The sequence below is a fragment of the Lysobacter soli genome (genome assembly GCF_003382285.1).
In the GTDB taxonomy this organism is placed as follows: Bacteria; Pseudomonadota; Gammaproteobacteria; order Xanthomonadales; family Xanthomonadaceae; genus Lysobacter_J; species Lysobacter_J soli.
Map to the genome: position 1 here is coordinate 232,078 of NZ_QTJR01000005.1, position 25,595 is coordinate 257,672.

28 protein-coding genes are annotated in these 25,595 nt (G+C 66.3%); 10 read left to right on the plus strand and 18 right to left on the minus strand.

Annotation, left to right across the window (positions count from 1 at the left end; all coding sequences use genetic code 11):
* Positions 1-3 precede the first annotated feature (3 nt).
* From DX912_RS18165 to DX912_RS09660, 7 genes are all read right to left on the minus strand, one after another.
* Positions 4-1,506, minus strand: coding sequence for a hypothetical protein (locus tag DX912_RS18165; RefSeq protein ID WP_147298617.1), 1,503 nt, complete (start codon positions 1,504-1,506; stop codon positions 4-6).
* Between the two features lie 129 nt (positions 1,507-1,635).
* Positions 1,636-1,896: a hypothetical protein gene (locus DX912_RS09640; RefSeq protein ID WP_115842287.1), complete on the minus strand. Its 261-nt coding sequence runs from the start codon at positions 1,894-1,896 to the stop codon at positions 1,636-1,638.
* 31 nt (positions 1,897-1,927) lie between these two features.
* Positions 1,928-2,131 (minus strand): hypothetical protein, encoded by a 204-nt coding sequence (locus DX912_RS09645; RefSeq protein WP_115842288.1) that lies wholly within the window; start codon positions 2,129-2,131, stop codon positions 1,928-1,930.
* Between the two features lie 5 nt (positions 2,132-2,136).
* On the minus strand, positions 2,137-2,415 hold the full coding sequence (locus DX912_RS09650) for a hypothetical protein (protein WP_115842289.1): 279 nt from the start codon (positions 2,413-2,415) through the stop codon (positions 2,137-2,139).
* 2 nt (positions 2,416-2,417) lie between these two features.
* On the minus strand, positions 2,418-3,014 hold the full coding sequence (locus DX912_RS18605; protein WP_233433545.1) for a replication initiation factor domain-containing protein: 597 nt from the start codon (positions 3,012-3,014) through the stop codon (positions 2,418-2,420).
* Complete coding sequence (locus DX912_RS18610; protein ID WP_233433546.1) at positions 2,927-3,451, minus strand: hypothetical protein; 525 nt, start codon at positions 3,449-3,451, stop codon at positions 2,927-2,929. The genes DX912_RS18605 and DX912_RS18610 overlap by 88 nt, the downstream gene beginning before the upstream one ends.
* Complete coding sequence (locus DX912_RS09660; protein ID WP_115842290.1) at positions 3,448-3,630, minus strand: hypothetical protein; 183 nt, start codon at positions 3,628-3,630, stop codon at positions 3,448-3,450. The genes DX912_RS18610 and DX912_RS09660 overlap by 4 nt, the downstream gene beginning before the upstream one ends.
* A 36-nt stretch (positions 3,631-3,666) precedes the next feature.
* Here DX912_RS09660 and DX912_RS18170 point away from each other — a divergent pair, with 36 nt between their 5' ends.
* Positions 3,667-3,939 carry a hypothetical protein gene (locus DX912_RS18170; protein WP_147298618.1) on the plus strand — a complete coding sequence of 91 codons (273 nt, stop codon included), beginning with the start codon at positions 3,667-3,669 and terminating at the stop codon, positions 3,937-3,939.
* A gap of 3 nt (positions 3,940-3,942) precedes the next feature.
* Here the strand turns inward: DX912_RS18170 and DX912_RS09665 are convergent, their stop codons facing one another.
* Positions 3,943-4,479, minus strand: coding sequence for a hypothetical protein (locus DX912_RS09665; RefSeq protein ID WP_115842291.1), 537 nt, complete (start codon positions 4,477-4,479; stop codon positions 3,943-3,945).
* A 144-nt stretch (positions 4,480-4,623) separates the two neighbouring features.
* Between DX912_RS09665 and DX912_RS09670 the strand changes: the two genes are divergently transcribed.
* Entirely contained in the window at positions 4,624-4,968 is a 345-nt protein-coding gene (locus DX912_RS09670) for a DUF3693 domain-containing protein (RefSeq protein WP_115842292.1), read from the plus strand.
* A 190-nt stretch (positions 4,969-5,158) separates the two neighbouring features.
* Entirely contained in the window at positions 5,159-5,377 is a 219-nt protein-coding gene (locus DX912_RS09675) for a helix-turn-helix domain-containing protein (RefSeq protein ID WP_115842293.1), read from the plus strand.
* Positions 5,378-5,402: 25 nt separating this feature from the next.
* Here DX912_RS09675 and DX912_RS09680 read toward each other — a convergent pair whose 3' ends face one another.
* The 4 genes from DX912_RS09680 to DX912_RS09695 all read right to left on the minus strand — a co-directional run bounded on the left by DX912_RS09680 (position 5,403) and on the right by DX912_RS09695 (position 12,903).
* Entirely contained in the window at positions 5,403-8,555 is a 3,153-nt protein-coding gene (locus DX912_RS09680; protein WP_115842294.1) for a sensor histidine kinase, read from the minus strand.
* 204 nt (positions 8,556-8,759) lie between these two features.
* The gene (locus DX912_RS09685; protein WP_115842295.1) at positions 8,760-10,565 is read right to left on the minus strand and encodes a DUF885 domain-containing protein; all 1,806 of its coding nucleotides are present in this window, start codon (positions 10,563-10,565) and stop codon (positions 8,760-8,762) included.
* Positions 10,566-10,662: 97 nt separating this feature from the next.
* Complete coding sequence (locus tag DX912_RS09690) at positions 10,663-12,381, minus strand: esterase/lipase family protein (RefSeq protein WP_181902782.1); 1,719 nt, start codon at positions 12,379-12,381, stop codon at positions 10,663-10,665.
* 129 nt (positions 12,382-12,510) lie between these two features.
* Positions 12,511-12,903, minus strand: a complete 393-nt coding sequence (locus DX912_RS09695) for a RidA family protein (protein WP_115842297.1) — start codon at positions 12,901-12,903, stop codon at positions 12,511-12,513.
* Between the two features lie 170 nt (positions 12,904-13,073).
* Here DX912_RS09695 and DX912_RS09700 point away from each other — a divergent pair, with 170 nt between their 5' ends.
* Entirely contained in the window at positions 13,074-13,988 is a 915-nt protein-coding gene (locus DX912_RS09700; protein ID WP_220340790.1) for a LysR family transcriptional regulator, read from the plus strand.
* Between the two features lie 189 nt (positions 13,989-14,177).
* Positions 14,178-14,750 (plus strand): zinc-binding dehydrogenase, encoded by a 573-nt coding sequence (locus tag DX912_RS09705; protein WP_233433547.1) that lies wholly within the window; start codon positions 14,178-14,180, stop codon positions 14,748-14,750.
* On the opposite strand, the gene DX912_RS09710 is transcribed toward DX912_RS09705, so the two are convergent.
* On the minus strand, positions 14,747-16,018 hold the full coding sequence (locus DX912_RS09710) for an amidohydrolase family protein (RefSeq protein WP_233433548.1): 1,272 nt from the start codon (positions 16,016-16,018) through the stop codon (positions 14,747-14,749). The two genes, DX912_RS09705 and DX912_RS09710, sit on opposite strands and share 4 nt — an antisense overlap.
* Before the next feature lie 268 nt (positions 16,019-16,286).
* Between DX912_RS09710 and paoA the strand changes: the two genes are divergently transcribed.
* The 3 genes from paoA to paoC are packed head-to-tail and all read left to right on the plus strand — an operon-like array spanning position 16,287 to position 20,061.
* Positions 16,287-16,913 carry an aldehyde dehydrogenase iron-sulfur subunit PaoA gene (gene paoA / locus DX912_RS09715; RefSeq protein ID WP_425477926.1) on the plus strand — a complete coding sequence of 209 codons (627 nt, stop codon included), beginning with the start codon at positions 16,287-16,289 and terminating at the stop codon, positions 16,911-16,913.
* Positions 16,910-17,866: an FAD binding domain-containing protein gene (locus DX912_RS09720; RefSeq protein ID WP_115842301.1), complete on the plus strand. Its 957-nt coding sequence runs from the start codon at positions 16,910-16,912 to the stop codon at positions 17,864-17,866. The genes paoA and DX912_RS09720 overlap by 4 nt, the downstream gene beginning before the upstream one ends.
* Positions 17,863-20,061: an aldehyde oxidoreductase molybdenum-binding subunit PaoC gene (paoC, locus tag DX912_RS09725; RefSeq protein WP_115842302.1), complete on the plus strand. Its 2,199-nt coding sequence runs from the start codon at positions 17,863-17,865 to the stop codon at positions 20,059-20,061. The genes DX912_RS09720 and paoC overlap by 4 nt, the downstream gene beginning before the upstream one ends.
* Before the next feature lie 31 nt (positions 20,062-20,092).
* Here the strand turns inward: paoC and DX912_RS09730 are convergent, their stop codons facing one another.
* From DX912_RS09730 to dmeF, 4 genes are all read right to left on the minus strand, one after another.
* Positions 20,093-20,404, minus strand: coding sequence for a hypothetical protein (locus DX912_RS09730; protein WP_115842303.1), 312 nt, complete (start codon positions 20,402-20,404; stop codon positions 20,093-20,095).
* Between the two features lie 59 nt (positions 20,405-20,463).
* Entirely contained in the window at positions 20,464-21,069 is a 606-nt protein-coding gene (locus DX912_RS09735; RefSeq protein ID WP_233433549.1) for a TetR/AcrR family transcriptional regulator, read from the minus strand.
* Positions 21,069-21,563: a hypothetical protein gene (locus tag DX912_RS09740; RefSeq protein ID WP_115842304.1), complete on the minus strand. Its 495-nt coding sequence runs from the start codon at positions 21,561-21,563 to the stop codon at positions 21,069-21,071. Before DX912_RS09740 ends, DX912_RS09735 begins: the two co-directional genes overlap by 1 nt.
* Before the next feature lie 83 nt (positions 21,564-21,646).
* Positions 21,647-22,615 carry a CDF family Co(II)/Ni(II) efflux transporter DmeF gene (gene dmeF / locus DX912_RS09745; protein ID WP_115842305.1) on the minus strand — a complete coding sequence of 323 codons (969 nt, stop codon included), beginning with the start codon at positions 22,613-22,615 and terminating at the stop codon, positions 21,647-21,649.
* Between the two features lie 51 nt (positions 22,616-22,666).
* On the opposite strand from dmeF, the gene DX912_RS09750 reads away from it, so the two are divergent.
* Both DX912_RS09750 and DX912_RS09755 read left to right on the plus strand, forming a co-directional pair.
* The gene (locus DX912_RS09750; protein ID WP_115842306.1) at positions 22,667-22,939 is read left to right on the plus strand and encodes a metal/formaldehyde-sensitive transcriptional repressor; all 273 of its coding nucleotides are present in this window, start codon (positions 22,667-22,669) and stop codon (positions 22,937-22,939) included.
* 333 nt (positions 22,940-23,272) lie between these two features.
* Positions 23,273-24,484, plus strand: coding sequence for a S1 family peptidase (locus tag DX912_RS09755; protein ID WP_181902783.1), 1,212 nt, complete (start codon positions 23,273-23,275; stop codon positions 24,482-24,484).
* A 76-nt stretch (positions 24,485-24,560) separates the two neighbouring features.
* Here the strand turns inward: DX912_RS09755 and DX912_RS09760 are convergent, their stop codons facing one another.
* On the minus strand, positions 24,561-25,568 hold the full coding sequence (locus DX912_RS09760; RefSeq protein ID WP_115842308.1) for a bestrophin family protein: 1,008 nt from the start codon (positions 25,566-25,568) through the stop codon (positions 24,561-24,563).
* Positions 25,569-25,595 lie beyond the last annotated feature (27 nt).

Consider the following 25,595-nt stretch of genomic DNA (forward strand, 5'->3'; position numbering starts at 1 on the left):
AGGTCACTCCATGAGCAGGCGGACGGAGATGAAGAAGCCCATCAGCAGCAGAATGCCGCGACACATCGTCACGAACGGGCACCACCAAGAGGCGTTGGACAAATCGACTTGCGTGAAGCTGAGATCGACAACGCCCATCTGCGGGCAGCTGCCGGCACCACCGAGGAAACCGCTGGAATCGAGGTTGTCGAGGCTGAAGGTCTTGGCGACGAAACCCGGTTCGTCGTCGCCCTCGCCCGGCGCCGGTTCCTCGGTGCCGTTGGTCTCGGTCCAGTCGGGACGCTTGTTGCCGTTGGTGTCGTCGCCGCAGATCTGAGCGCGCATGGCGCGCAGCTGCTGCGCGTTGGCGTTCGTGCCTTCGACGGTGAATGCCTGGGCACAGTCGCCGATATCGCCCGTCACCTTTGCCGCGTTGCCAGCTTCGACCGCGCAGCGAGTCGCCCATGCCTGCGTGGCAACCATCGCCAGAACCGGGTCGCCGGAAATGACCGGAGCAGCTTCGCAGTTCTCGCCACCCGACGCAGAACCATCCCCATCGCCGTCCCCTTCTTTGCCACTGCCATCGCCTGTGCCGCTTTCGCCGGCATTACTGCTTCCGGCGTTGGTTCCGTGCTCCGTCTGATAGTTCTGCGTTACCGTCGTAATGGTCGTGTTGTTGTTGGTCGTAGTGCTCTGAATCGGAGGCCCGCTCGGCTGCAAGTTGTCACCACTGGGCAACTGCAAGTTCGGCGCTATCGGGTTGGTACCGGCGTCCCGCTTCTGCTTCACCGGACCGTCGTCCTTCTCGCCGGTTTCGCCGGGCCGCCAGCAAATCTGGCGCCCGTTGCTGGCGCTCATGCAGTGCTGGCCATCGGGCTTAATGCAGACCTCTCCATTCGGCGTGCACTGCTGCGGCTTGTCTTGTATGGGCGGAGCATCGCCGACGGCACAGGCTTGCCCGGTGGGCTTGGCACCCGTCAGTACGCATGCGCTTCCTGAGGAAGTTGTAACGCACGCATTACCGGGCGCGCTGAACTTACAACCATCGACGCACGCGACCGGTGACGCGCCTCCCGTGAAAGTTGGGCCGAGCGCCGGTTTCGCCTTGCACGCGTCGCTGCTGAAGCACGTCTGCGTGTTGGCGTCCCACGTCGAGCCGGCGGGGCAAGCGTCCCCGGTGAATGCCCAGCCGGTTGCAGTCTTCGTACCGCTGGCAGCGAACGTGCTGCCGCAGTTGCTGGAGTTGCTGGAGTTGATGATCGTTCCGGTCACGGTGAAGTTCTTCGCGGCCACGTTCAACGTGCACGCGTTCTTCTGGACACGCGCGAACCAGCCACCCGAAGTCGGATCGACCGTCAATGCAGTGACGCTATTGCACGCGGCCTGCGCGGCCCCGCGCGACGGATAAGTCGTGTTCGGGTTCGCATTGCTGACGGAACCCATCCACGTAGGAAGACCGCAGTAGGTCTGCGCATTCGCGGCCAGCGGCGCGAGCAGCAGGAGAAATAACACGATGAGCGCGCGCATCAGATGGCCTCGTACGCGAGCCAGACAGCGCCGAGAACGGCGACGATGACGAAGTACCCCATTACCCCCTCCTTGAGAGAGAAGGGCCGCGCGTGGCGGCCCTCCCTCCCCTGCTCTGCACGGTGTCGATCAGCGGGCCTTCTTGACGTAGGCCCACAGCAGCAGGACGCCGACGATGGCAGCGAGGATCACGAGGATGCCGCTCACCTTGTCCTTGGCGTTGGTCACCTCGGCGGTGATCGCGGCGCCCACGTCCGATGCCTGGGCGAAGGCGGCGGCCGAGTAGAACGACGCGGTGAGCAGCGCGGCGGCGCCGGCGATCTTGTTGCGCAGGCTGCGGGCCTTGTCGCGGGCACGCAGGGCGAGGGACTGAGCGTTATTGCGGTTCATGGTTTTCTCCTGAGGGTTTTGGTTGATGCCACTACGACTGCGCGGCGCGCCTGTAGAGGCGGAAGCACAGCCCGACGGTCCAGCACAGGACGATGGCGAGCGCCACCTGTGTGCCTTCGGCAAGTGAGAGCGGCGGCAGCACTTGCTCGGGTTTCTGCACCCAAATGGGCACCGTGCAGGTGCCGTCGAGCGCGATGTGCTCGGCGGCGCAGGCTTGGACCAGCACGGTGCCCATGAGGGTTAGCCGGCCTTCGCGAGCGAGGGCTTGGCTTCGATGCGGGTGAGCTTCGGCTTGCGCGCGAGCTTGAAGTCGCCGAAGTCGCCAACGCTGACGTTGGCTTCCAGATCCAACTCGTACTCACCGACCGGGTACGGCGGTTCCTTGCCGAGGTCGAGGCGCACGCGGTTGCGGAAGAACGCGTTCTCGGCGGTGGCTTGCTGCGTGCGGATGGTTCCGGAGCGGTCGCCCTTGCTCCACTGCTTTTCATCGACGTGCGTGTTCGTGATGGTGATCTTCATGGCTATGCGGCCTCTTGGGATGGGATGGTTTGAAGTTGGGCGCGTACGAGCGCCGGGAGGTCGCCGACCACGTTTTTCATTCGTCCCGGGCGACCATCGCGGACGACGTGTTCCATGAGGAATTCCACGGCGTCATCGCCGAGGGCATCCATGACGAGATTCAGCGCGGTGCCGGCCTGATTGCGCAGGAAGCGCACCATGGCCTTCGCGCTGGCGTTGACCATCTGTTCCTTGGTCAACAGGCGTTCGGCTTCGCCGACGACATATGCGGCGAGCATCGGATAGGAACCGGCGAAGTACTTGCCGGGGTTGCGCAACACGTCGTTGGGCAAGTCGATGCGCTTGGCATACAGGCGCAATTCGCAGCGCGTGTGCCCGCTTTCGGGATCGCCTAGCTGTTTGCCCTTCTCGTAGATGTTCAGTTGCTTGTGGCCGCGCTGGCCCACGTAGAAGGAACAACCCTTGTTGCTGCCGCAGTCATCGACGTACTGCGCTTGCGGGGGACGGCCGTTCATGACGAACTCGCCTCGGTCGTAGAGATCGCGAAAGGTCTGGAGATTGAAGGTCTCGCCCGTGAGGTCATCGATCGCGATGTCCACGTGGCTGATGCGTGCGTCGAGGTCGTCGAGCACATTTGCGACTTGCGGCCAGCTGCGCACGTGCTGGCACCCTTGGCCCGACAGGCTGATACAGACCTTGCCGTCGTCGTCGAGGCCGATCTTTCCGCAGACTGATGCGGTCTCATCACCATCGTTGCGGAGCGCGGGTAGAAGTTGAAAACGCGGTCTTGGATCGGGCCGACGACGATGGCGCTGCCGGTGCCGAACACGTAACGCACCAGATCACCGAGCGGCATCTTGCGGGTGAGCTTTTTCGCCTTCTCGCTGTCGATGACGACGACGCAGAAGTCGATGATCGGGGCCGTGAGGGTGGACTTTTGGCCCGTGTTACTGCTCGGGCCAACTGCCCGGTTGCTCGCCTGCACTGGTGAAAAGCCCATCGGGGCCGGTGTGGCGATGACCATTTCGAGGCTCATGCGGTCACCGCCTGACGGAGCAGGTCGGCGTCGAGCAGTTCGGCGACGGCGGCATGGTGGATTTCGAGCCAGAACCCGACGTCGAGCGCGCCGGGGAACAGGTCAGGCTGGCGGATCTGCTGGTCGCAGATGTCGAGCGCGAGGCGTGCGCCGCGCTCGCTGTCGGTGGGGCGGCTCATGCGATGATCTCCGACAACCCAACGCAAGGAAGAACGATGGCAAAGCCGCCCAAGGTCGCCGGGATGACGACGACGGAACTGCAAATCGCCCGATCCATCCAAGGTGTGTGCAACGTGATCGCGATCATCGTGATGAGCCTTCCCGAAGAGCAGCGATCCGCGATAGTTCAGCGCCTACAACGGCTGATGCAGAGTCAAGGCCTTGCTGACTTTCAGCAGGTCGCGCCTGGTCATGTGCTGGACCTGCTCGAAGGGCTTGGCGCAGCAGCGCAAGCGCCTTCCCCTGCTCGGAGCGAAACCACGAACTGAGGTTCATGCCCTACCCTCGCGCTCAAGGAAGGCGGCTTCGCGGCGTTCAGTTTCGTCCGTCGCCCTGACGTCACATGACAAACCGGTAATGTCGGGGAGCCCTCCGACGCTCAGCGGAAGCACGGACGGATCACATTCCCGGGGGGTCGCCTTGAAAACGGACGAATTTGGACTTGCTGAAACTGTGGCGGCACTCTCCGCCGTCATGGGCATCGCGATTGCCTCTGCACCAGCGGCGCAGAAAGCGCAGTTCGTCTCGCGCCTCAGGTCTCTCATCGCAAACTCGGAGCCCGACACCATCCGCTGGCGGGTGTACAGGCACGTGTTACGAGACGTGCTGGGCGGAATGGGCGTACCGCCCGAGCGATTCTGATACGCGTTGAGAAACACCGTTTCGCGCACCGCCTGGGCGGCTCGCGTGTGCGGACCGAGCAACAGCGCGAACGTCGCGCCGAATCCAATGAGCGCGCCGATGGCGGCGCCGACTGCGAGGACCAACAGCGGGTCCGTGGTCCAGAGCAGAATCTTGTATGCGTCCATGTCCCCTCCCCTACGAGGGCCGGGGAGACCGGCGTCAGGGGGGACGCCGGGGGCCTCTCCCCGGCGGGCGGCCCTATGTCACATGTCATGTGACACGGGCGTATGTATATTGGTCTGTGACATCCCTGTCAACAGGCCCGTGACATGACCTCTACCATCAAGCTTCTCGACCAGTGGAAAGCCGCCAAGGGCATTACCTCGGATAACGCTGCGGCGTTGGCTCTTGAGGTGTCACGGCAAGCGGCATCGCGCTGGCGCAATGGGCTCGCGCAGGCAGAGCCGCACACCATCGCGCGCATGGCACGCGACATCGGTCAGGAGGCTGGGCCGTGGATGGCGCTGGTCGAAGCGGAACGGGCGAAGTCGGCTGAGGATCGGAAGGCGTGGATCGCTCTCGCGCGCCAACTCGGGGCGGCGGCGGCCATCGCCTGCTTCGCCGTAATGCCCCTTCTTTCGCAGGCTGCTTCGTCAGCAATGCATATTATGTAAACGAAGCCGTGGCGTTACCGCCGGCCCGCTCTCGAGCGACACCCATAAATCAGACTGCGCGCTGTTAGCCAGATTGGAAGGTCATTGAGCAGACTGTAAGGACACCCACTACAAGGACTTCGTCGCCGCCATACGTGGAGTGCATGCGGGTGCTGAACACATAGCGCCTGCGATTACCCGGGAACTCTCCATGCGGGTACCGCCCGACTTGTTGTCACCGCGGGAAATGGACGTGCTTCGCGAGGTGGCGACCGGCAGCGCCAACAAGCAGGTGGCGAGCCGGCTCGGGGTCTCGGACCAGACCGTCAAGGTGCACATGAAGAGCGTCCTCGCGAAACTCGGCGCCAGCAGCCGGCTCCAGGCCGTCATGACGGCACTGCAGCGCGGCATCCTCGATCGGGAACGTTAAGCCCCACCCCGCATGCGTGGTCACGTCATCCGATGTCCCCGCGACGTCCGGCAGCTTTGTACGCGATCGAGCCCGGCACCGTAAGCAGCACTTCGGTTCCGCCCTCCTGCAACCGGTTTATCGCAAGCCAGCCGCGCAACTTCCTTGCGCGCTCGCGCATGCCGAAGAGTCCGAAGTGCCCTTCTTTTCCCTTTCCGGCGATCCCGGCGTCGATACCCACTCCATCATCGGCAAAGCGCAGGCTGAAGTTCGTGCCATAACCGATATCGATCTGGATCCGGCTGGCGTTCGCGTGACGCCAGATGTTGAAGATCGCTTCACTCGCGATCTGGGTGACCTCATCCAGGATCAGCGGGTGAAGCACGCGCACCATGCCGGTAGTCGTCACCACGACCTCGACGGCGGGATCGAACGCCTGGCGTCGTGCGATGTCGGCAACGATCTCCTCGGCGGCGCAGTTCTGCAGCGAACGCAGGTCGCGGACGCGCTCACGCCCTTCGGCGATGACTTTGCCGGCAAGCTCGATAGCTTCCTCCAGCGCCGGCCTGGCAGGCGTTTCCGCCGGCAGGTCGTTCACCGCGAGCTGGAAGCGAAGCGTGAGCGCCTGTACCGACTGGAGCAGCGTGTCGTGAAGCTCGCGTGCGATACGTTCCCGCTCCTCGATGCGCTCGGCCATGCGAATGCGGATGCGGTTTGCGACCGCGCGAAAGCGCATCGAATAGGCCAACCACGCCAGCGCAGCGACCGCAATGGCACACAGCAACTTGAACAATCCGCTCTGGAAGAATGTGGGCGGGATATCGACATCCAGCGCCGCACCGTCCATGTTCCATACGTCGTCTTCGTTGGCCGCGATGACGCGGAAGCGATAGTGCCCGGGTCCCAGATTGTTGTAGACGGCCTCCCTGCGTACGCCCACGTCGAGCCAATCCGCATCCACGCCTTCCAGTCGGTAGCGGAAGCGGGTCGCCTCTGGCTTGCTCAGGCTTGCAGCCGTATAGGTCACCGTGAGGGACGTTGTTCCGCTGGGTAGTTCCAGTGAATCCGTCGTGGGGTAAGTGACGCCTCCCGGTGTGGCGGAAAGCAACGCGACGGGCGGCGGCAAACGGTTTCGCTCGCGCCCGCCCGGGTCGAGGAAGGCGACGCCCGTATTGCTGATGATCCAGGTTCTACCGTCGGCACCGCTTACCAGGGTCGGCGTGTGCCAGCCCTGCTGCGCTACGCCCGGCAGTCCGTCTCCCCTGTCGTAAAGATCGTACGACGGGGCATAGGCAGTGTCGGAAAAGGCCTTCGCCAGCTCCTGCGCGTTTATCAGGACAAGACCGAGCAGGCCGTTGAAGAGGAAACCGCCGTCGGCGGTGCGGCTTATTCCCGAGATGCCGAAGAACGGAGCCACCCGTTCCGAAGTCACGGTGCGGAAGCGCTCCTTGTCGAAACGCGCCACGCCGAATTCTCCGCCAACCCACAACGTGCCGTCGTGTACGGCGATGATGCCTATGCGGCCGACGTCAAGGCCATCGGGCACCGAGAACACCCGCATGCCGGTTGCATCGTGACGGGAAACGCGGCTTCCGGGGAATCCGAACCAGACGGCGCCGGTGGCATCGGATGTCGCAACCACGGGAGTCGGCAATCCCCCCAGATCGACCTTGCTGCTCCAGGTTCCGTCCTTCAGTCGAAAGACGCCGGATCGTTCGAACGCCACCCAGAGCGTTCCGGATCCATCTTCTGCAAGCGCGCGAATGTTCTCGTCGCGCACCCCCGCGGGCGGGGAAAACCGCGTTGGTCGGCCTGCGCTTACGCGATGCACAAAGCCGCCATTGCCATACAGCAGCGAACCATCCCGGGCCCGCAGCAGCAATGTGCTTGCCGGATGCAGTCGCTCGAACCGGCGCGCGATGTCGCCATGCAACGCCCGGTAAAGCCATACCCCGTCCGTGAGCCAGGTCGCGTCCTTCATGGCCGCGATGCTGTAACCGAACGCAGTGGTAGCAGGCACGGACGTGTCCGGCACGATCTCGGACGCACGGAACCGGTTGAGTCCCGCATTCGTGCCCACCCAGATGTTGCCCTCGCGATCGCGCAGGATGGGAATGCTCCGTTCGGCCGTGAGGCCATCCGCGCGACGGAATACATCCGTGAGGTCCGACGGCAACACACTGCGGGGCGCGCGCGCCACTTTGCGCGGATCGAAACGGAAGATGCCGCCATTGCGGCGGTCGGTCGCCCATATGACGCCCTGCCGGTCGATCGCGAAACCCGGCACCGACAGGACGTTGCCGGGCGTCGCGGCCTGCAGCGTCCATGGGCTTCGACGTTCCCCCGCGAGGTAGTCCGCGAGGGGACGCAGGCCGTGGAGCCCCTCGGCGATCCAGATCCGACCGTCGGGGGTCTGGGTGAAGGTGGCATGTTCCGTCACCAGGCCGGTGGGTTCGAAGCGTCGCGCGCCGTGCCTCAGGAAATAGACGCTGCCCGCTGTGCTGACCCACACGGTGCCATCGCTCGCAACGAACAGATCGACGACCATGTCGGCGGGAATGCCCCAGTCCGTTCCCAGCCTCTGCCATCGACCGTCCTTGAACCGGGCCAGGCCGCCATGCGAGGCGGCCCACAGGGTGTCATCCCGCCCCTGAAGTATGCGCACCACCATGCCAGGCCAGATGCCGTCCTTCTCCAGATACGTCGTGAGGTGCCCGCTTCGCAGCCGCGAAATGCCGCCGTCCGAGTAGCCGATCCAGACCTCGTTCGACCCCAGTACCTTTATGGCCGTGATGTCGACCGAAGCGAGCCGCTCGCCCGAAGCCGGGTGAAACGGCTCGAACTGCATACCGTCGAACCGATACAGGCCGGACCCCGTCCCCAGCCAAAGGAAACCATCCGCTCCCTGGTCCAGGGCCCAGATTTCGGCCGGCGCACCGTCACGGGCCGTCCAGATCGTATGGTGGAACTGGCGGATGGTCCGGTCGCGGTCCTGCGCATGCACCGCTCCAGACATCGCGGCCAGGACGATCGCCGAACAGACGGTGAGGACCAGGCCGAGGCGCATCGTGGCCCCTGCCACGAGGAGCGCCACCGAATCGAAGGCGCGACGACGCGTGGCTGCCTCGCCGCCATCCCTGCGCAACGTACGATCAGCCGGGACCCGCCTGAAAGGTCCGAACCGGAAGACTTCGTTCATGTCCGCCCCACGGGAGCCTGCAGTGCAGGCGGGCCGAGAATCGCGAAGTGTGCGTACCGCTATAAGTAGCCCAAGCCCTATCAGGATGGAAGTGCGTCGGCGACGTTACAGGCCGATCGCGCCGCAACCGGGCCGCGATCGATACGGCGCCTTGCCGCCACGCCCCCACGCGCGAAGCCCGCACGTGACGGCAGGTAGCCTGCTCTACTCCTTTCGCACCGCGGGGATGAATCGTTCGCGTACCGCCTTGCCGAGCAGGTCGGGCGGCAGCAGGCCCTGATCGAGCAGGAAGTTGTTGAACGCCAACCGGTCGAACTTCTCGCCCAGCGCCATTTCCGTTTCCATGCGCAGCTCCAGGATGCGGCTGTAGCCGTAGAAGTACGCGCCCGCCTGGCCGGGTGCGTTGAACGTGTAGCGGTCCAGCTCCTGTTTGACCATCGCCTCCGACAGGCCGACCTTCTCGCGCAGGATGCGACCGGCTGCATCGCGGTCGATCTGGCCCAGGTTGATCATCGGATCCAGGATCGCGCGCGCGGCACGCATGAGGCGGAACTGCAGCGCGACCAGCTGCCCGTCCAGCGGCTCGTAGGGCACCATTTCCGCTTCGGCGTACAACGCCCAGCCTTCCACGTTCACCGAATTGAACGCGAACATCGTGCGCGCCAGCGACACGCCGCGCTCGATCATCGCGGTGAACTGCAGCTCGTGGCCTGGACGGCCTTCGTGCGCCGACAGTGTCCATCGCGCCGCATCGAAGTTAAAATCGTCGTACGCCAGCGTTTTGCCGTCCGCCGTCGCGAGTGATACCGGCACGACGAACTGCCCCTGCTGGCCCGTGTTTCCGACCAGTGGCGCGGGCAGGAGGTGCGGCGCCGACACCACCGCCGACTCGGCCTCCGTCCCCAGTCGCATGATCATCGGCCGGTTGGGCACATCGACCACGCGTTCGTCGCGGATGATCGGATCGATCGCGTCGATCACCGTGCGGTAACGCGCCACGAGCTGGTCGTTGCCGATCGCGTTCTTCTTGAGCGCGCGAACGACGGCCACGTAGTCGTGCGCATCGGCCAACTCTAGCCCGTGCTCTTTCGCGACCAGAGGCGCCAGCTGCGCCATCGCCGCGCGGGTTTCCATGAACTCCACCTGCGCACGGTGCACCAGCAGCTGGGGTTCGATGTCGATGCCGATCTGGCGTAGCTGGTTGGCGTACAGCGCTGGCGGCAGTTGCGTGTCGGTGCGCGCCTGCGGGAGCACCGTCGTGCGGCCCCATTGCGCGTAGTCCTTCAACTGCGTTTCCATCGCGGCCAACGCGGCGTCCGCGTCGGTCACCTGGTATTTCGCGAACAGATCGCGGATGCCGGCGATGTAGGTGTCGACATTCCCCAGCGCCTGCTCGACTTCCAGTTTCGTCGGGCGCAGCAGCGTCGGATCGCCAGCGCGCTGCGCATAGCGGGCCTTGGCCAGCTCGGTCAGCGGTACGGTTTCCTGTCCCTGGCCGACATAGTTCTTCAGGCGTTGCAACGCCAACGCGCGGCGCTCGGGCGGCGTCTGGTCGGACAGCAGCGTGCGCACTCCGTTGAACACGATCTGCGGCGCGTCGCGCCACGGCAACATCAAACGTTCGTTGAGTTCGCTGGTCGCGATGGCCTCGTCGGCGGCGCGGATCATGATCTCCAGGTCCTGGCGCACGTCCGGGTCGCGTTCGACGGAGAGTTTGGACTTCAGTTCATCGCGCGATCTCGCGGTAGCGGCGCGGAAGCGCGCGGCGAACTCCGGCTTGAGATCGGTGACGAGCCCGTCGTAGCCCGGCACGCCCATGAACGACATGTCCTCCGGCGCGAACGGCGCCTGCGCGTCGAGCAGGATCCGCGCGTACTGGTTGCTTCTTTCCACCCACTTCGGCGACGCGGGCGTTGCGGCGGACGTCGTGGTGGCCGACGCGGCATGCGCCTGCGAGGCGTTTAGCAGTGCCAGCGAAAATGCGATTGCGAGGGTCAACGTTCGGGTCATCGTCCATGTGCCGGTGAGGTCATGAAGCGAGGATGCGAGAGACGTCCTTTTGCCGGCCAGCGCCGAAGGTCATACGGACTTCCTGCGCCCGCCTGCCCTACTCCCGCGAAAACGACGGAGTCGCGCACGCCGCCGTGCTTGATGGCAGATCGCCCGGCCAGCCCGGACCACACGCAACGTCTTCGTGCAGGATCCGGGAAATCTCGGCGAGCGCCTCGGGGCTTTCTTCCAGGTCGTGGCCGTAACGCACCACCAGCGTCGACTGCGCGCCGTCGAGCAGCGTGCTCGCGACAGGCACTACGCCATCGGATTCGAAGTCGTAACGTGGCAACGCACCGGCGATCGTGTGGTACGCGATCCCTTCCCTCGGCATCAGGCGCTCGCCCGCGGCGCGCACCGGTTGCGCGCTCTGCAACGTCGAGATGCTGTTGACCCAGCCGCGCAGGTATCGATCCAGCAGTTCGGGCTGGACCGCCTCGGGGTTGGCCTGCGCGACGCGCCGCAGCGACTGGATTTCAGGCGCGCGCCGACCGACGAGTACCCGGGCCACGCGGCCGAACCAGCGCGTCGCCGTGGGACTTCCGCGATGGGGCGCCGCGAGGAAGATCGCCCGGCCGACGCCGGGATACGCCTTGAAGTGGAAAGTCGCATCCACGATCGCCAGATCGGACTGCGCGGCGTGCATCCGGCCTGCGTCGGTCACGAAAGCCGCGTTCCAGAGCACGTCGCCGCTGTCCGAGCAGAGCATGCGCGCGACCACGCCACCGAGGCTGTGGCCGACCAGCACCATGTTCGACCGCGCGAAATCGTCGCCCTCCGGATCCAGCGCTTTCCAGGCCGCGTCGAGGTACCCCTGCACGCGCAGCCGGTTCACGAGCAGCGGCGCGTTCGTCTGGTAGACGACATGCCACACCTGGTAGCGCGAACGCAGCGCCGCGTCGCCCCATATCTCGTTCGACAGCCCCGCCCACATCAGCGGGCTGCTGCCCAGCCCGTGGATCATGACAAGCGGTTTCTTGTCCGGATCGTAATCCTCGAGCAGGAAGACGCCCGCGCGCCGTCCGACTTCACGCCCGCCGAACAGGCCCCAGACCCCGAGACGATGCAACTTCGAGGTTTGCGCACCGCGCGCCCACGCGGCGGAGGTGTCGCTGGCGAGTAAATAGTGCGACGCGCCGATCGTCACCTGCGGCGTTCGTAGCGGATCGGAAAGGACCAGGACCGGGCGGCGGTGCGCATCCGTCTCGACCCACGCGGTCGCTCCCCGGAACACGCCTTCCGGCGGCAGCAGCGAGCACTCAGGGGCGTCCTCGCAGCGCTTTCCGAGGAGCGCCAGCGGCACCCCGAAGCCGTCCGTGCTGAAGCGCTTTCCGCGATACAACTCCATCGACACTTCGCGCGCCAGCGTCACGTCGAGCGGCGGCACCAGGTACCGCGAGAGCTGGCGAAACTCGACGCTCAGCTCCGTGCCCGCCACTCGCAGCGGCCCTTTGCTCCACGACCGGTTCTGCGTGAGGGCGTAGCCCAGGAAGTCGTCGGTGCATCGTGTTGCGAGGTTGGCCATGTCGTTCGACGACGCCGCCCCGCCCTTCAAGGCGTCGTACGCGTGTGCGGCGCAGAGCAACCACGCTCGTCCGGCGGCTGCCGGCGTGGACGCGCGTCGGGCGGAATTCGCCCATGCGCGCGCGGCGTCCTCGTGAGCTTCCACCGTCGCCGGCTGAAGCTGCGGGGAGCAGCACTCGACATGAGGGCGCGACTCTCCGGGCGACCGGCACGCCACGGGCGCAAGTGCGAGTACGACGATGGCAAGCCGCATCAACGCACTGCGCGAGCGTGGACACATGGTGGTTTCGCCTCGCCGGACCAGCGTCGGAGTTGGTTCAGAGCCGCGCGAGGAGTCTATCGGAGCGGAGGCACGGATGGGCTGCGCTGCGCCCACGTCGCATCAGGCCGGAATGCGCGCGATGACCTTGATCTCGAAGTCGAAGCCGGCGAGCCAGTTGACGCCGACCGCCGTCCAGTTGGGATAAGGCGCCTTCGGAAACACGTCGTTCTTCACGGCAAGCACCGTATCGAACTGGCGCTGCGGATCGGTGTGGAAGCTCGTCACGTCGACGATGTCATCGAGCCCGCATCCGGCGGCCTTCAGGGTCGCCTCGAGATTGGCGAATGCCAGCCGGACCTGCGCTTCGAAGTCCGGCTCGGGCGAGCCGTCGTCGCGGCTTCCTACCTGTCCGGAGACGAACAGCAGGTCGCCCGACCTGATCGCCGCGGAATACGCATGTTTCGTGTACAGCTCGTGCCGACCTTCGGGGAAAACAGCGTCGCGGGGTGTCATGGGGATTCTCCTGGGCCCTGTTCGTGGGTGGACGACGCAGCGTCGTCCGGCGTGCCGACCACTCTAGGTACCGGCCGTTTCCCGATAAACACGCCGATTGCGCGATCACTGTTTGTAGAATCCAAACAATCCCGGCCCGTTGGAGACCCGCATTGGACCGTATCGACGCAATGCAGGCGTTCGTTCGCGTGGTCGAGACCGGCAGCTTCACCCGGGCCGCGGAAACGCTGCAGGCCAGCAAGACGCGCGTGACGCAGCTGGTGCAGCAGCTGGAAGCGCACCTGCGCGTGAAGCTGCTCCATCGCACGACGCGCAAGGTCAACGTCACCGCCGACGGCGCGGCGTACTACGAGCGCGTCGTGCGGCTGCTCGCGGACCTGGACGATGCCGAGACCAGCCTGTCGGCGGCTTCGCATGCGCCGCGCGGTCGTCTGCGCGTGGACGTGCCCGCGCCGCTGGCGAGCCACATCGTGGTGCCCGCCCTGCCCGCCTTCCATGCGCGGTTTCCCGATCTGCAACTCGACCTCGGCGCGAGCGACCGCAAGGTGGACCTGATCGACGAAAACGTCGACTGCGTCGTGCGCGGCGGCGAGATCACCGAGCCCTCGCTCCGGGCAAGACACGTGGCCGACCTGCTCCTGGGCGTTTACGCCGCGCCCGCCTACCTCGCGCGCGCAGGCACGCCGGTGCATCCGCGGGAGCTCGAGGACGGCCTCCATCGCGTCATCGGATATCGCAGCTCCCGCACCGGCGCGCCGCTGGCGCACGCGATCCGGCGCGGCGACGAGACGCTGCAGGTGCGAGGACGTCACGACCTGTCGGTGGATGACGGAAACGCCTACCTCGCGGCGGGAATCGCCGGCCTTGGCGTGCTGTGGCTTCCGCAGTACATGGCGCGCGCACCGCTCCAACGCGGCGAGCTGGTTGCGTTGTTCGAAGACTGGCAACTCGATCCGATGCCGCTGTACGTCGCCTTTCCGCCCAGCCGCCACGTGAGCCGGAAGCTGCGCATCTTCATCGACTGGATCGTCGAACTCATGGCGGCGCATGCGCCTGCGATACAGGCGCCTGGCGAACGCGGTTGACCGTCACGCCATCTCCGCGCGCATCGTCGTTCCGGCGAAGGCTGGAATGCACCGACCTTCAACTTTGCGTTTGCCTTCGAGGCTGAAACAACAGCGCAGCGCTGTATCGCCCACAGTTGGACCGCGTTACCGCTTTGTTGCGCGTCATTCCGACACCCTCTCCCGTTGGAAGAGGGCCGGAACGTCGTCGTGGCCGCGGCAACGGGCGCGGTCGGTTCCGTCGTCGGCCAACTGGCGAAGCTCAAGGGCGCGCGCGTGGTCGGCATCGCCGGTGGTGCGGACAAGTGCCGGCATGCAGTCGAGGTACTGGGCTTCGACGCCTGCCTGGACCATCGCGAACCCGATCTGAAATCGCGCCTGGCCGCCGCATGCCCCGACGGCACCGACGTGTACTTCGAGAACGTCGGCGGCGAGGTGCTCGACGCGGTACTGCCGCTATTGAACCTCCACGCACGCATTCCGGTGTGCGGGTTCATCGCGCACTACAACCAGCCACGCGGCGGCGAGGCGTGTGTCGACAAGCGCACGCAACTGCTCGGCGTCATCCTCGCCAGGCGCGTGCGCATGCAGGGCTTCATCATCCTCGACCATTACGCGACGCGGTTCGCCGACTTCCGTCGCGACATGGCGCAGTGGATCGACGAAGGCCGCATCGTGCTGATCGAGGACATCGTCGACGGCCTCGAACAGGCGCCCGACGCGTTCATCGGGCTGCTGCAGGGCCGCAACTTCGGCAAGCTCGTCGTGCGCGTATCGGACTAGCGTTGCGGTGGCGCGGTGGCGGCGTCGTAGATCACGCGTCCGTCGCGCACCGTCATGCGCACGTCCGCAAAGGCGTCCGTGCTGGCTTGCGGGTCGCTGCGAAGCACGACGAGATCGCCGGCCAAGCCTTCCGCCACGCGACCGCGCTGCGCCCCCTGCCCGAAGCGCTGCGCGGGCGCGGTGGTGAGGCTCACCAGGATCTGGCGCCAGTCCAGACCCGCCGCGCTCATCAGCCGATACTCCAGGTGCGTGTCGTAGACCTCGATGTAGCCGGCGTCGGTGCCGAACAGGATCTGCCCGCCGCCGCGCGACATCGCACCCGTCTGCTGCGTCACCGCGCCGATGAAACGTTGCACCACGGCCTCCGGCGCGCCTTCGCGGCGAAGCTCGGAATCGAAGAGCGTCAGCGTGGGCACCAAGGCCACGTTCGCGGCCTTCAGGCGCGCGACCAGCGCCGGCGACCACTCGCCCGCGTCCGGCGCCGTATGCGCCAGCACGTCGACGCCGCTGTCGACCGCCACATTCAGCCCGGCCTGGTCGGTGGGATGCGCGAACGCGGGTTTTCCATGCGCGTGCGCCTCTTCGACGATGGCATGCGCGATCTCCTTCGACATCGGCAGCACGCCCTGCGGCGGGCCGACGATCGCGCCGGTGAACAGCTTCACGCCATCCGCGCCGGCCTCGATCTGCGCGGCCGCGCGCGAACGTGCCTGCTCCACGGTCGCCACCTCGCCGCTGGGCGATTTCGTCTGCGCCCACAGCTCGCGCACGTAGATCGGCGTACCGCGTTCGGGGAAGAACGGCATGTCGACGGTGAGCAGCTGCGGGCCGACCACGTCGCCACGCTCGACGCGCTGGCGCAGGGCGCGCACGTCGCCGGGCAGCGATGCGATATCGAACAGCGTGGTGAAGCCCCATCGCGTGAAGCGGTCGCGCAAGGCGCCCGTTAGCGCCTCGGCGGGCTGGTCATCGGGACGGTGGAACGGCGGCGCGATCAGGTGGACGTGGCTGTTCCAGAAGCCCGCCGTCACGCTGGCGCCGCGGCCGTCGACGACCTGCGTTCCGCGAGGAACCTTGACGCCCTTGCGCGGGCCGACCGCTATGATGCGACCGTCACGGATCAACACCGTCGCATCGTCGATCGGTGCCGCGTCCGGTGCGGGATATACGCGCGCACCGACGACGGCCAGGTCCTGCGCGGCGGCGGGCATCGCGAAGGACAACAACAGGGCGCCGGCGGCGCACAGCTTCGGAGCGATCTTCGACATCGTGGTTCCCCCGTGGATTGCCTGATGGTGCCCGAGGCGCCGCCGACGGTACACCGCCAGAAGTCAGGAGCGCCGCGAAACGGCTCGCCTTGCCGCATGCACGCACTGGCGCTGGAGCGCATGCGATCACGCAACCATGCCGGCTCGCGTGGTAACAATCGGGTTTCGCGACGTCCCCTAGCCATTCCTCTCCCGGGAACCCTAGCCAATGGACAAGGAATCTCCGCTCGACCCGCGCGGCCTCGACATCAATCCGCTCGAAACACGGGTGAGCCGGCGAAAGGTGCTGATCGCGGGCACCGTCACGGCTGCGTCGGGTGCGCTGCCCGCCATGGCGACGCTGGCGAACGAAGCGACCGCCCGCGCGGAGGCCAGGCCAGTGGTGATGTCCAAGGTGACGTTCGAAGTGAACGGCCAGTCGCGCTCGCTCGAACTAGATACGCGCACGACGCTGCTGGACGCGCTGCGCGAGCACTTGCGCCTCACGGGCACGAAGAAAGGTTGCGACCACGGCCAGTGCGGCGCGTGCACGGTCATCGTCGACGGACGCCGCATCAATTCGTGCCTCACGCTGGCGGTGATGAATGAAGGCGCCAAGATCACCACGATCGAAGGCCTCGGCACGCCGCAGAACCTGCACCCCATGCAGGCCGCGTTCGTGAAGCACGACGGCTACCAGTGCGGTTACTGCACGCCCGGGCAGATCTGCTCGGCCGTGGCGATGCTGGACGAAGTGAAGGCCGGCATCCCCAGCCACGTGACCGGCGACCTCACCGCACGGACGCGCCTGAGCGTGGACGAGGCGCGCGAGCGCATGAGCGGCAACATCTGCCGCTGCGGCGCGTACTCCAACATCATGGACGCCATTGGCGACGTCGCGGGAGGGCTGGCATGAAGGCCTTCTCGTACGAACGTGCCCGCACGCCGGCGGAAGCCGCCGCGGCGGTCGCACGACAGTCCGGCGCGAAGTTCATCGCCGGCGGCACCAACCTGCTCGACCTGATGAAGCTCGACATCGAAACGCCGACGCATCTGGCCGACGTGAACGGCGTGGGGCTGGATGAGATCGCGAAGGCCGATGGCGGCGGGCTGCGCATCGGCGCGCTCGTGCGCAACACGGACTTGGCCGCAGACAGGACCGTGCGGCGCGACTACCCCGTGCTGTCGCGAGCGCTGCTGTCGGGTGCGTCGGGGCAGCTTCGCAACCGCGCGACCACCGCCGGCAACCTGCTGCAGCGCACGCGCTGCCCCTACTTCTACGACACCGACCAGGCATGCAACAAACGCCTGCCCGGCAGCGGATGTTCCGCGCTCGGCGGCTTCTCGCGCCACAACGCGATCGTCGGCGTGAGCGACGCCTGCATCGCGACGCATCCCAGCGACATGGCAGTGGCAATGCGCGTGCTCGATGCGGTGGTCGAAACCGTCGACCCGCAGGGCCAGACGCGCGCGATCCCCATCGCCGACCTGCATCGCCTGCCCGGCGATACGCCGCATATCGAACACACCTTGAAACCCGGCGAGATGATCACCGCGGTCACGCTGCCCAAACCCGTCGGCGGGACGCAGATCTACCGCAAGGTACGCGATCGTGCGTCGTATGCCTTCGCGCTCGTGTCGGTGGCGGCCATCGTGCAGCGCGACGGCACCGGGCGCGTGGCGATGGGCGGCGTCGCGCACAAGCCGTGGCGTGTCGAGGCCGCCGACGCCGCGATGCCACAAGGGGCTCGTGCGGTTGCCTCGGCATTGCTCGACGGCGCACGCACCACGCACGACAACGCGTTCAAGAAGCCGCTCGCCGAACGCACCATCGCCGCCGTTCTGGTCGAGGCCGGGAGGACCGCATGAAGTTTGACACGCCCGCCACCACCAATCCCATCGACCAGGGCAAGGTCGTCGGCAAGGCGACCGATCGCATCGAAGGCCCGCTGAAGACCACCGGCACCGCGCCCTACGCCTACGAACGCCACGACGTCGTGCCGAACCAGGCGTACGGCTACGTGATCGGCGCCGGCATCGCAAAGGGGCGCATTGCGCTTCTGGACGACAGCGCCGCGCGCAAGGCGCCGGGCGTGCTCGCCGTCGTGACCGCGAAGAATGCCGGCACGCTCGGCCTCGGCAGGTTCAACACGGCGAAACTGCTCGGCGGGCCGGAGATCCAGCACTACCACCAGGCCATCGCCGTCGTCGTCGCCGAAACCTTCGAGCAGGCGCGGGCCGCCGCGCAGCTCATCCGCGTCGACTACCAGCGCACGAAAGGCGCGTACGACCTGGAGAAGGCCAAGCCCGACGCCATCGCGCCGAAGAACGAGAAGCCCGACAGCGGTGCGGGCGATTTCGAAACGGCCTTCAGGAACGCGCCGGTGCAGTTCGACGCGACCTACACGACGCCAGACGAATCGCACGCGATGATGGAACCGCACGCGTCCATCGCGGCGTGGAATGGCGACAAGCTCACCGTGTGGACGTCGAACCAGATGATCGACTGGGGCGTCGGCGACCTCGCGAAAACGCTCGGCATCCCGAAAGAAAACGTGCGCCTCATCTCGCCCTACATCGGCGGCGGTTTCGGCGGAAAGCTCTTCCTTCGCGCCGACGCACTGATGGCGGCGCTCGGCGCCCGCGCGGCGAAGCGGCCGGTGAAGGTCGCGCTGCAGCGCCCCCTGATGATCAACAACACCACGCATCGCCCCGCCACGATCCAGCGCGTGCGCCTGGGCGCGACGAAGGACGGCAAGCTCACCGCGATCGGCCACGAGAGCTGGAACGGCGACCTGCCCGGTGGCGGGCTTGAAGTGGCGACGCAGCAGACGCGCCTGCTCTACGCCGGCGAGAACCGCATGACGCGCATGCGCCTGGCGACGCTCGACCTGCCCGAGGGCAACGCGATGCGCGCGCCCGGCGAAGCGCCGGGCATGATGGTGCTGGAAGTGGCAATGGACGAGATGGCGGAAAAACTGGGCATGGACCCGGTGGAATTCCGCATCCTCAACGACACGCAGGTCGATCCGGAAAACCCGTCACGGCCGTTCTCCAAGCGCCAGTTCGTGCAATGCCTGCGCACCGGCGCCGAGCGTTTCGGCTGGAGCAAGCGCGCGACCAAACCCGGCAGCGTGCGCGAAGGACGCTGGCTGGTCGGCATGGGCGTGGCGAGCGCGTTCCGCAACAACCTGGTGACCAAGTCGGCGGCGCGCGTGCGGCTGGATGGACGCGGCATCGTCACCGTCGAAACCGACATGACCGACATCGGCACCGGTTCGTACACGATCATCGCGCAGACCGCCGCGGAGATGATGGGCGTTCCGCTCGACAACGTCGTGGTGAAACTGGGCGATTCGACGTTCCCCGTTTCGTGCGGCTCGGGCGGCCAGTGGGGCGGCAACAACTCCACCGCCGGCGTGTTCGCCGCGTGTTCGAAACTGCGCGAGGACGTCGCGAAGAAACTCGGCATCGATCCCGCGACGGCGACGTTCGTCGATGGGCGCGTCGAATCGGGCGATCGTCGCCTCGCGCTCGCCGATGCCGCGAAGGACGGCGAACTGGTCGCGGAGGACCGCATCGAATACGGCGACCTCGACAAGCGCTACCAGCAATCCACCTTCGGCGCGCATTTCTGCGAAGTCGCCGTGCATGCCGACACCGGCGAGATCCGCGTGCGTCGCATGCTGGCCGTGTGCGCGGCCGGCCGCATCCTCAACCCGAAGGCCGCGCGCAGCCAGGTGATCGGTGCGATGACCATGGGCGTGGGTGCCGCGCTGATGGAGGAACTCGCCATCGACCAGCGCCTGGGCTTCTTCGTCAACCACGACCTCGCCAGCTACGAGGTGCCGGTGCATGCCGACATCCCGCACCAGGACGTGATCTTCCTCGACGAAACCGATCCGATGTCATCGCCGATGAAAGCCAAGGGCGTGGGCGAACTGGGCATCTGCGGCGTCGGCGCGGCGGTGGCGAACGCGATCCACAACGCGACGGGATTCCGCGTGCGCAAATACCCGATCACGCTGGACAAGCTGCTCGATCACCTGCCGGAGATCGCCTGACTTGGAACTTCCGTTCGGCGAGCGAACGCCGCTAGGGAAGTTTGAACTTGCGCGTCGTGCGCAGCGGCCACAGCGAGGTGAACTTCGCGCCGCCGACGAGTCGATAGGCGCTCGACACGCCGTTCTCGATGCCCATGCGCTCCAGCACGTCGCGCGCCTTGCGGAACGACTGCCGCGGATCGGCCGTCAGCATGAACAGGTTGATCTCGTCGCGACTGACGTCGTAACCCTCGAGTTCGACCTTGTCGCCAAGCGCCTGCTTCAGCTCGGCCTCGATGGTCGCAAGGAAGTCCTCGTTCGCCAGCGACTTGCGCCAGAACTTGATGATCAGCTGATAGTCCATGAGGCGATTGTAAGTGCATTGGGGTGACGGGCTCGCGTGCTTCGAGCGCGCACGCCGCGTCAGGACGCCTTCAATCGGTCGGTTGCCGTCCTCGCGATCGTCCAGAAAAGCGAGGCATCCCCCGCCGCACGCGCAGCCAGCATGGCGCCGTGGATCGAGGCGACGAAGGTCACTGCTTCCGACGCCGGACTGTCGCGCAATTCGATGACGCCCTTCGAAGTGCCCTCTTCCAGCGTGCTCGCGATCCACGCGTGCAGTTCGTCGAAGTGCCCCTTCACCTCCTCGGCGACTTCTGGCGGGACCGAAGGCAGTTCCGCTGCCAGCAACGCGCAGATGCAGATCGGCGGGCTCGCCTTCTCGATGCACTCGGCCCAGAAGCGGCTGTAGGCCACCAGTCGATCCAGCGCATCGGGGACCGCATCGTCCAGCGCCTGCAGGCCGGCGCGCGTGGCATTCCGATGCACGACGACGGTGGCTTTGACCAGGTCGGCCTTGCTCGGGAAGTGGTGATGGATGCTGGCCTTGCGCACTTCGACCAGCTCGGCGATATCCGCGTAGCTGAAGCCGTTGTAGCCACCCGCCGCGATCAGCTCGTTCGCACGCTGGATGATTTCCTGCGCTTTCGGGGAGTACTGCATCGACGTCTCCGGGTCGGGCTGCGACATCAGGCAACTGACGGATTCAAGGCCGGTTGTTGCTTCGAGATCGAGCGCAACTGCAGCGGAACGCCGACCAGCAGCAACAGCAGCAGCACGCCCTGCGCACCGAGCAGCAGCGGATCCTTCATGTCGGTCACCAGCGGGTGGCCGGCGGGCAGTCGCCGCAGGCTCTCGCTGACGGTCGGCACCATCAGCAGGAAGACGCTGAGGCTGAGCGCCGCCGTTTCGACGTAATGCGCGGCGCGCGGCCGGCCCGGCCACTTCGAGAGGCCATAGCCCACCAGCAGCGCGACAAGCGTGACCGTGGCGACGATCGCGCTCACGGGTTGGTGCGCGATCGGATAGACCGTGAGCACGCCGAGCAGCATGAACCAGAAGTACGCCCGCCCCGCGCCGGTCGCCGGGGCGATGCGGCCGTGCTTGAACAGCATGTACGCGGCGAGCGGGATGGCCGGGAGGCTGCCTAGCGTGTGCAGCCAGCCGAGGGGAGAAATGGTCATGGGTCGCTCCTGTAAGTGCAGGAACTCTACCTACCAGTTGGTAGGCTGGCAAGCCCCCGCCACACACAAGGGCTTCGCTGAACCTACCGGGTGGCGTGCCGCACCTCGATCGTCACGTGCACGATCTCTTCGTGGACGGACAGCGCCTGGTGGAAGACGTCCGGTTCGACCGGCGCATCGGTGACGACCTCCGCCGTGCAGGCGTACTTTCCGCGTCCGACCTGCCAGACATGCAGATCGCTGATCCGCGCGCGTACCTCGCCCTCCTCGATCGCTTCGCGGATCTCCTCCACGACCGGCGCGTCCATCTGAGCATCGAGCAGGATGCGCCCGCTGTCGCGGACCAGGCCCCAGGCCCAGACCGCCACCAGCGCCGCACCGACGAGGCCCATCACCGGATCGAGCCACGCCGCGCCGAACATCATGCCGCCCAGCAGCGCGACGATCGCGAGCACGGACGTCGCCGCATCGGCGATCACGTGCAGGTAGGCGGAGCGCTGGTTCAGATCGTGATGGTGGTGATGTCCGTGATGATGGTCGTGGTGATGATGGTCATGGCCGTGGTGATGGTCATGGTGGTCGTGCCCGTGCGGATGATGGTCGCGCAGCCACCACGCGCACAGCAGGTTGACCGCGAGGCCGACCACCGCGATGGCGATGGCCTGCTCGTAATGGATCGCGCTCGGATTGAACAGGCGTTCGACCGACTGGAACGCCATCAGCGCCGCCACGCCCATCAGCGCGATGGCGCTGGTGTAGCCGCCGAGGATCTCGATCTTCCAGGTGCCGAAGGCGAATCGCCGATCGCCCGCGTAGCGTCGCGCGCATGCGTAAGCGAACGCCGACAGACCCAGCGCCAGCGCGTGCGAGCTCATGTGCCAGCCGTCGGCGAGCACGGCCATCGAGTTGAACCACCAGCCGCCGGTGATCTCGATGACCATCATCGCGAGCGTGAGCCACATCGCGCGGCGGGTGTTGCGCTCGGCGAGCGGGTTGCCCTGGTCGAAGGCGTGGCTGTGGCGCCGGCTGTCGGCGATGGCATCGAGATTCATGCGTGCGGGATGCTGGACTGGATACCCCCATAGGGTATAGCCTCGCGTCCCATGGCGCACGTCAATCGCGACAAGAAGAAGCTGCTGACACGCGTGCGGCGCGTCGCAGGCCAGGTGGCGGCGCTCGAGCATGCGCTCGAAGCCGATGCCGACTGCGCGGACGTGCTCATCCAGATCGCGGCCGCCAAGGGCGCGATCCACGGGCTGATGATGGAAGTGCTGTCCGGCCACCTCGCCGAACACGTCGTGGCCGAAGCGTCGCCGACGAAGCGTGCGCGCGAAGCGCAGGCGATCGTAGAGCTGCTGAAGGGCTACGCGAAGTAGTTCGCGGCAACCAACCCGGTGGCAAGGAACGCCCATTCACACGGGTAGCCGAAGCAGCCTCATCCATCGCAAATGCGCCGCCGGCGCGGTCTCCACGCGCGGCCTTGCTTCACGAGCTTCCGACAGTTCTCCGACAGCAAGAGCCTGCGATCGCGTAGCGCATCACAGAAATCGGCGTGCAATCGTCCCGCGATCGGAGCCTGCGGCGAACTTCACACGCTGCTAGCAAAGCCGACAGCAGCATCCGTCGTCCGGGCCGTTCGACTGCACCCAGACCACGCCGTAATCGCGAAAAGCCCGGCGATCCGACCTTCCACTTCCGGGGTAATGCCGATGCGCAAGTTCGCTTCCTGGGCCCGTCGCGGCCTGATTCTGCTTTCGCCGATTCCGCTGTTCGCCGCGATGACGGCGCACGCTGCCGATCCGTCCGACACGCTGCACGCCTCGGTGCGCGCGGCGATGGAGCGCGACCTCAATCTCACCTCGAACCAGCTCTCGCAGTACCTGCGCATCGAACGTCTTGCGAACGTGCAGGAGAAACAACTGGCGAAGGCGCAGGGTCGCGCGTTCGCGGGAAGCTGGATCGAGCGCAAGGCCAACGGCGAATTCCATGTCGTGGTGGCGACGACGTCCCTGCGCGCTGCGAAGGGAACGGCCGATGTCGAAGTCCGCAACGCCCGCCACAGTCTGGTGCAACTGGAAACCGCCAAGGGACAACTCGACGGTCTGCTCGCTCGCGCGGGCAAGGTGCCGGCGGGCGTGTACGGCTGGTACGTCGACCTGCCGCGCAACAGCCTCGTGGTGAGCGTGGGCAAGGGTCGGGAACAGGCCGGCATCGATTTCGTCGCCGCCAGCGGCGCCGACGTGCAGACCGTGCGCATCGAAACCGCCGAGGAACAACCGAGCCTGCGCGTCGCGCTCGAAGGCGGCCTGGGTTACCTGCGCAATCCGGGCGACGGTTACCTCTACGCCTGCTCGATCGGATTCCCCGTCACCCAGGGCGGCTACGTCACGGCCGGCCACTGCGGCGACGCGGGCGAGCCGGTGTACTTCGAGCCGTCGCAGTGGACGCTCGGGCCGAAGATCGGATCGTTCGTCGCTTCCAGCTTCCCCGCGGCAGGACAGACCGGTAACGACTTCGCCTGGGTGAAGGTCGATTCGGGCCACACGCTGGCGCCGACGGTCGATGGATACGGCAACGGCGACGTCACCGTTCGCGGCAGCACCGAAGCGGCGGTCGGCGCGGCGATCTGCCGTTCGGGTCGGACGACCGGATGGCGCTGCGGCACGATCGAGGCGAAGAACCAGACGGTGAGCTACAGCACCGGCGAGACGATCCTCAACCTCACGCGCACCACGGCCTGCTCCGAAGGCGGCGATTCCGGTGGCTCGTTCATCACCGGCGCGGGCCAGGCGCAAGGCGTCCTTTCGGGCGGCAGCGGCAGTTGCAAGGGCAAGACGCCGAACAACCGCACGCGCAGCTTCTACCAGCCCGTGCTGCCGATCCTGCAGAACTACAACCTGACGCTGCTCACCGGCACCTGATCGGCCGTTCCGTATCGCGTGACAGCAAACGCCCCGGCCTGCCGGGGCGTTTGTTCGTGCGGTCGACGAGTCCGCCTCACATCGCGATGTCGCCCGTCGCGAGCGTTTCGGCCGGCACGCCCTGCTCGCCCAGCAGTTCGCGCAGGTCGATCTCCACTTCCTGGCTGATGCGGCTGATCGGCACGTCGTTGGCGCCGCCTTCGAACGGGTTCTCCGTGCTCTCGCCGACCAGGTCGAGCGCGCAGTACATCCACGAAATCAACAGGCTCAGCGGGATGACGAGCCACACCATGCCGCCCTTCGCCCAGCCGTCGACCGCCGCGTTGAGGCGTTCGAACTCGCCGATCATGCCGAACGGCAGCAGCACGCACATGATCCGCACGAACAGCGTGTTGATGAACGCGTGCTGCCGCGGATACGGGAAATCCTTGATGCGTTCGCTCTTCCCCTGTAGGTCCTGGAAATCGCGAATGAGCTTCTGCAGGTCGGAGAAACCGTTCATCGTGAGCTTGCCGTCGCCAAGCAGTTCCTTCGTCGCCCGGCTTTGAAGCCCCAGCACCTGCAGGGCGCGATTGCGCGATTCCAGCACCTGCGCCGCCTCGCCCGGCGGCAGGTACTTCACCAGTTCGTTCGCCAGCGTCTGCTCGCGTTCGGGGATGCGGTAAAGGCGGAGGTATTCGACGTTGTTCGCCTTCCGCGCGTTCTCCCACACGCGCGGCTGGCGCATCTCGAAGCGCAGTGCGGCCAGCCACGCGAGGTGGCGATACACCAGGCTGCGCGCAGCATCGTTGTTTGCGCAGAGATCGCGCGCGGTCGCGCCCAGCACGCGGCTGCTGCTGGCGATCGACGACCAGACCTGCTGCGCCTCCTGCATGCGGTTGTAGGTCTGCACGTTCTTGAAGCCCGACGACAGTGCCACGGTCGTGCCCAGCAGGAACACGACGCCCCACGGAATCGCGAGCCAGTGCCAGCCCGCCAGCTGGTACAGCAGGACGGGCACCGCGCTCACCACGATCAGCACGTAGATCGTGCGACGCGTCCAGCCGATGAATTCGGGCAGCCTGTAGGACTTTCCGGTGTGCATGGCGCTTGCTCCTCGACGCTGGATGCG

Coding starts and splice junctions, on each gene's coding strand:
- DX912_RS09690 (WP_181902782.1), bottom strand. CDS start 12,381: ATGCGGCTTGCCATCGTCGTACTCGCACTTGCGCCCGTGGCGTGCCGG.
- DX912_RS09735 (WP_233433549.1), bottom strand. CDS start 21,069: ATGTCGCAGCCCGACCCGGAGACGTCGATGCAGTACTCCCCGAAAGCG.
- DX912_RS09650 (WP_115842289.1), bottom strand. CDS start 2,415: ATGAAGATCACCATCACGAACACGCACGTCGATGAAAAGCAGTGGAGC.
- DX912_RS09730 (WP_115842303.1), bottom strand. CDS start 20,404: ATGGACTATCAGCTGATCATCAAGTTCTGGCGCAAGTCGCTGGCGAAC.
- DX912_RS09640 (WP_115842287.1), bottom strand. CDS start 1,896: ATGAACCGCAATAACGCTCAGTCCCTCGCCCTGCGTGCCCGCGACAAG.
- DX912_RS09750 (WP_115842306.1), top strand. CDS start 22,667: ATGGCGCACGTCAATCGCGACAAGAAGAAGCTGCTGACACGCGTGCGG.
- DX912_RS09660 (WP_115842290.1), bottom strand. CDS start 3,630: ATGAGCCGCCCCACCGACAGCGAGCGCGGCGCACGCCTCGCGCTCGAC.
- DX912_RS18170 (WP_147298618.1), top strand. CDS start 3,667: ATGGCAAAGCCGCCCAAGGTCGCCGGGATGACGACGACGGAACTGCAA.
- paoC (WP_115842302.1), top strand. CDS start 17,863: ATGAAGTTTGACACGCCCGCCACCACCAATCCCATCGACCAGGGCAAG.
- DX912_RS18165 (WP_147298617.1), bottom strand. CDS start 1,506: ATGCGCGCGCTCATCGTGTTATTTCTCCTGCTGCTCGCGCCGCTGGCC.
- DX912_RS09755 (WP_181902783.1), top strand. CDS start 23,273: ATGCGCAAGTTCGCTTCCTGGGCCCGTCGCGGCCTGATTCTGCTTTCG.
- DX912_RS09670 (WP_115842292.1), top strand. CDS start 4,624: ATGACCTCTACCATCAAGCTTCTCGACCAGTGGAAAGCCGCCAAGGGC.
- DX912_RS09710 (WP_233433548.1), bottom strand. CDS start 16,018: ATGTCGAAGATCGCTCCGAAGCTGTGCGCCGCCGGCGCCCTGTTGTTG.
- DX912_RS09675 (WP_115842293.1), top strand. CDS start 5,159: ATGCGGGTACCGCCCGACTTGTTGTCACCGCGGGAAATGGACGTGCTT.
- DX912_RS09665 (WP_115842291.1), bottom strand. CDS start 4,479: ATGGACGCATACAAGATTCTGCTCTGGACCACGGACCCGCTGTTGGTC.
- DX912_RS09685 (WP_115842295.1), bottom strand. CDS start 10,565: ATGACCCGAACGTTGACCCTCGCAATCGCATTTTCGCTGGCACTGCTA.
- DX912_RS09740 (WP_115842304.1), bottom strand. CDS start 21,563: ATGACCATTTCTCCCCTCGGCTGGCTGCACACGCTAGGCAGCCTCCCG.
- DX912_RS09700 (WP_220340790.1), top strand. CDS start 13,074: ATGCAGGCGTTCGTTCGCGTGGTCGAGACCGGCAGCTTCACCCGGGCC.
- DX912_RS09695 (WP_115842297.1), bottom strand. CDS start 12,903: ATGACACCCCGCGACGCTGTTTTCCCCGAAGGTCGGCACGAGCTGTAC.
- DX912_RS09645 (WP_115842288.1), bottom strand. CDS start 2,131: ATGGGCACCGTGCTGGTCCAAGCCTGCGCCGCCGAGCACATCGCGCTC.
- DX912_RS09680 (WP_115842294.1), bottom strand. CDS start 8,555: ATGAACGAAGTCTTCCGGTTCGGACCTTTCAGGCGGGTCCCGGCTGAT.
- DX912_RS18610 (WP_233433546.1), bottom strand. CDS start 3,451: ATGAGCCTCGAAATGGTCATCGCCACACCGGCCCCGATGGGCTTTTCA.
- DX912_RS09720 (WP_115842301.1), top strand. CDS start 16,910: ATGAAGGCCTTCTCGTACGAACGTGCCCGCACGCCGGCGGAAGCCGCC.
- DX912_RS09760 (WP_115842308.1), bottom strand. CDS start 25,568: ATGCACACCGGAAAGTCCTACAGGCTGCCCGAATTCATCGGCTGGACG.
- dmeF (WP_115842305.1), bottom strand. CDS start 22,615: ATGAATCTCGATGCCATCGCCGACAGCCGGCGCCACAGCCACGCCTTC.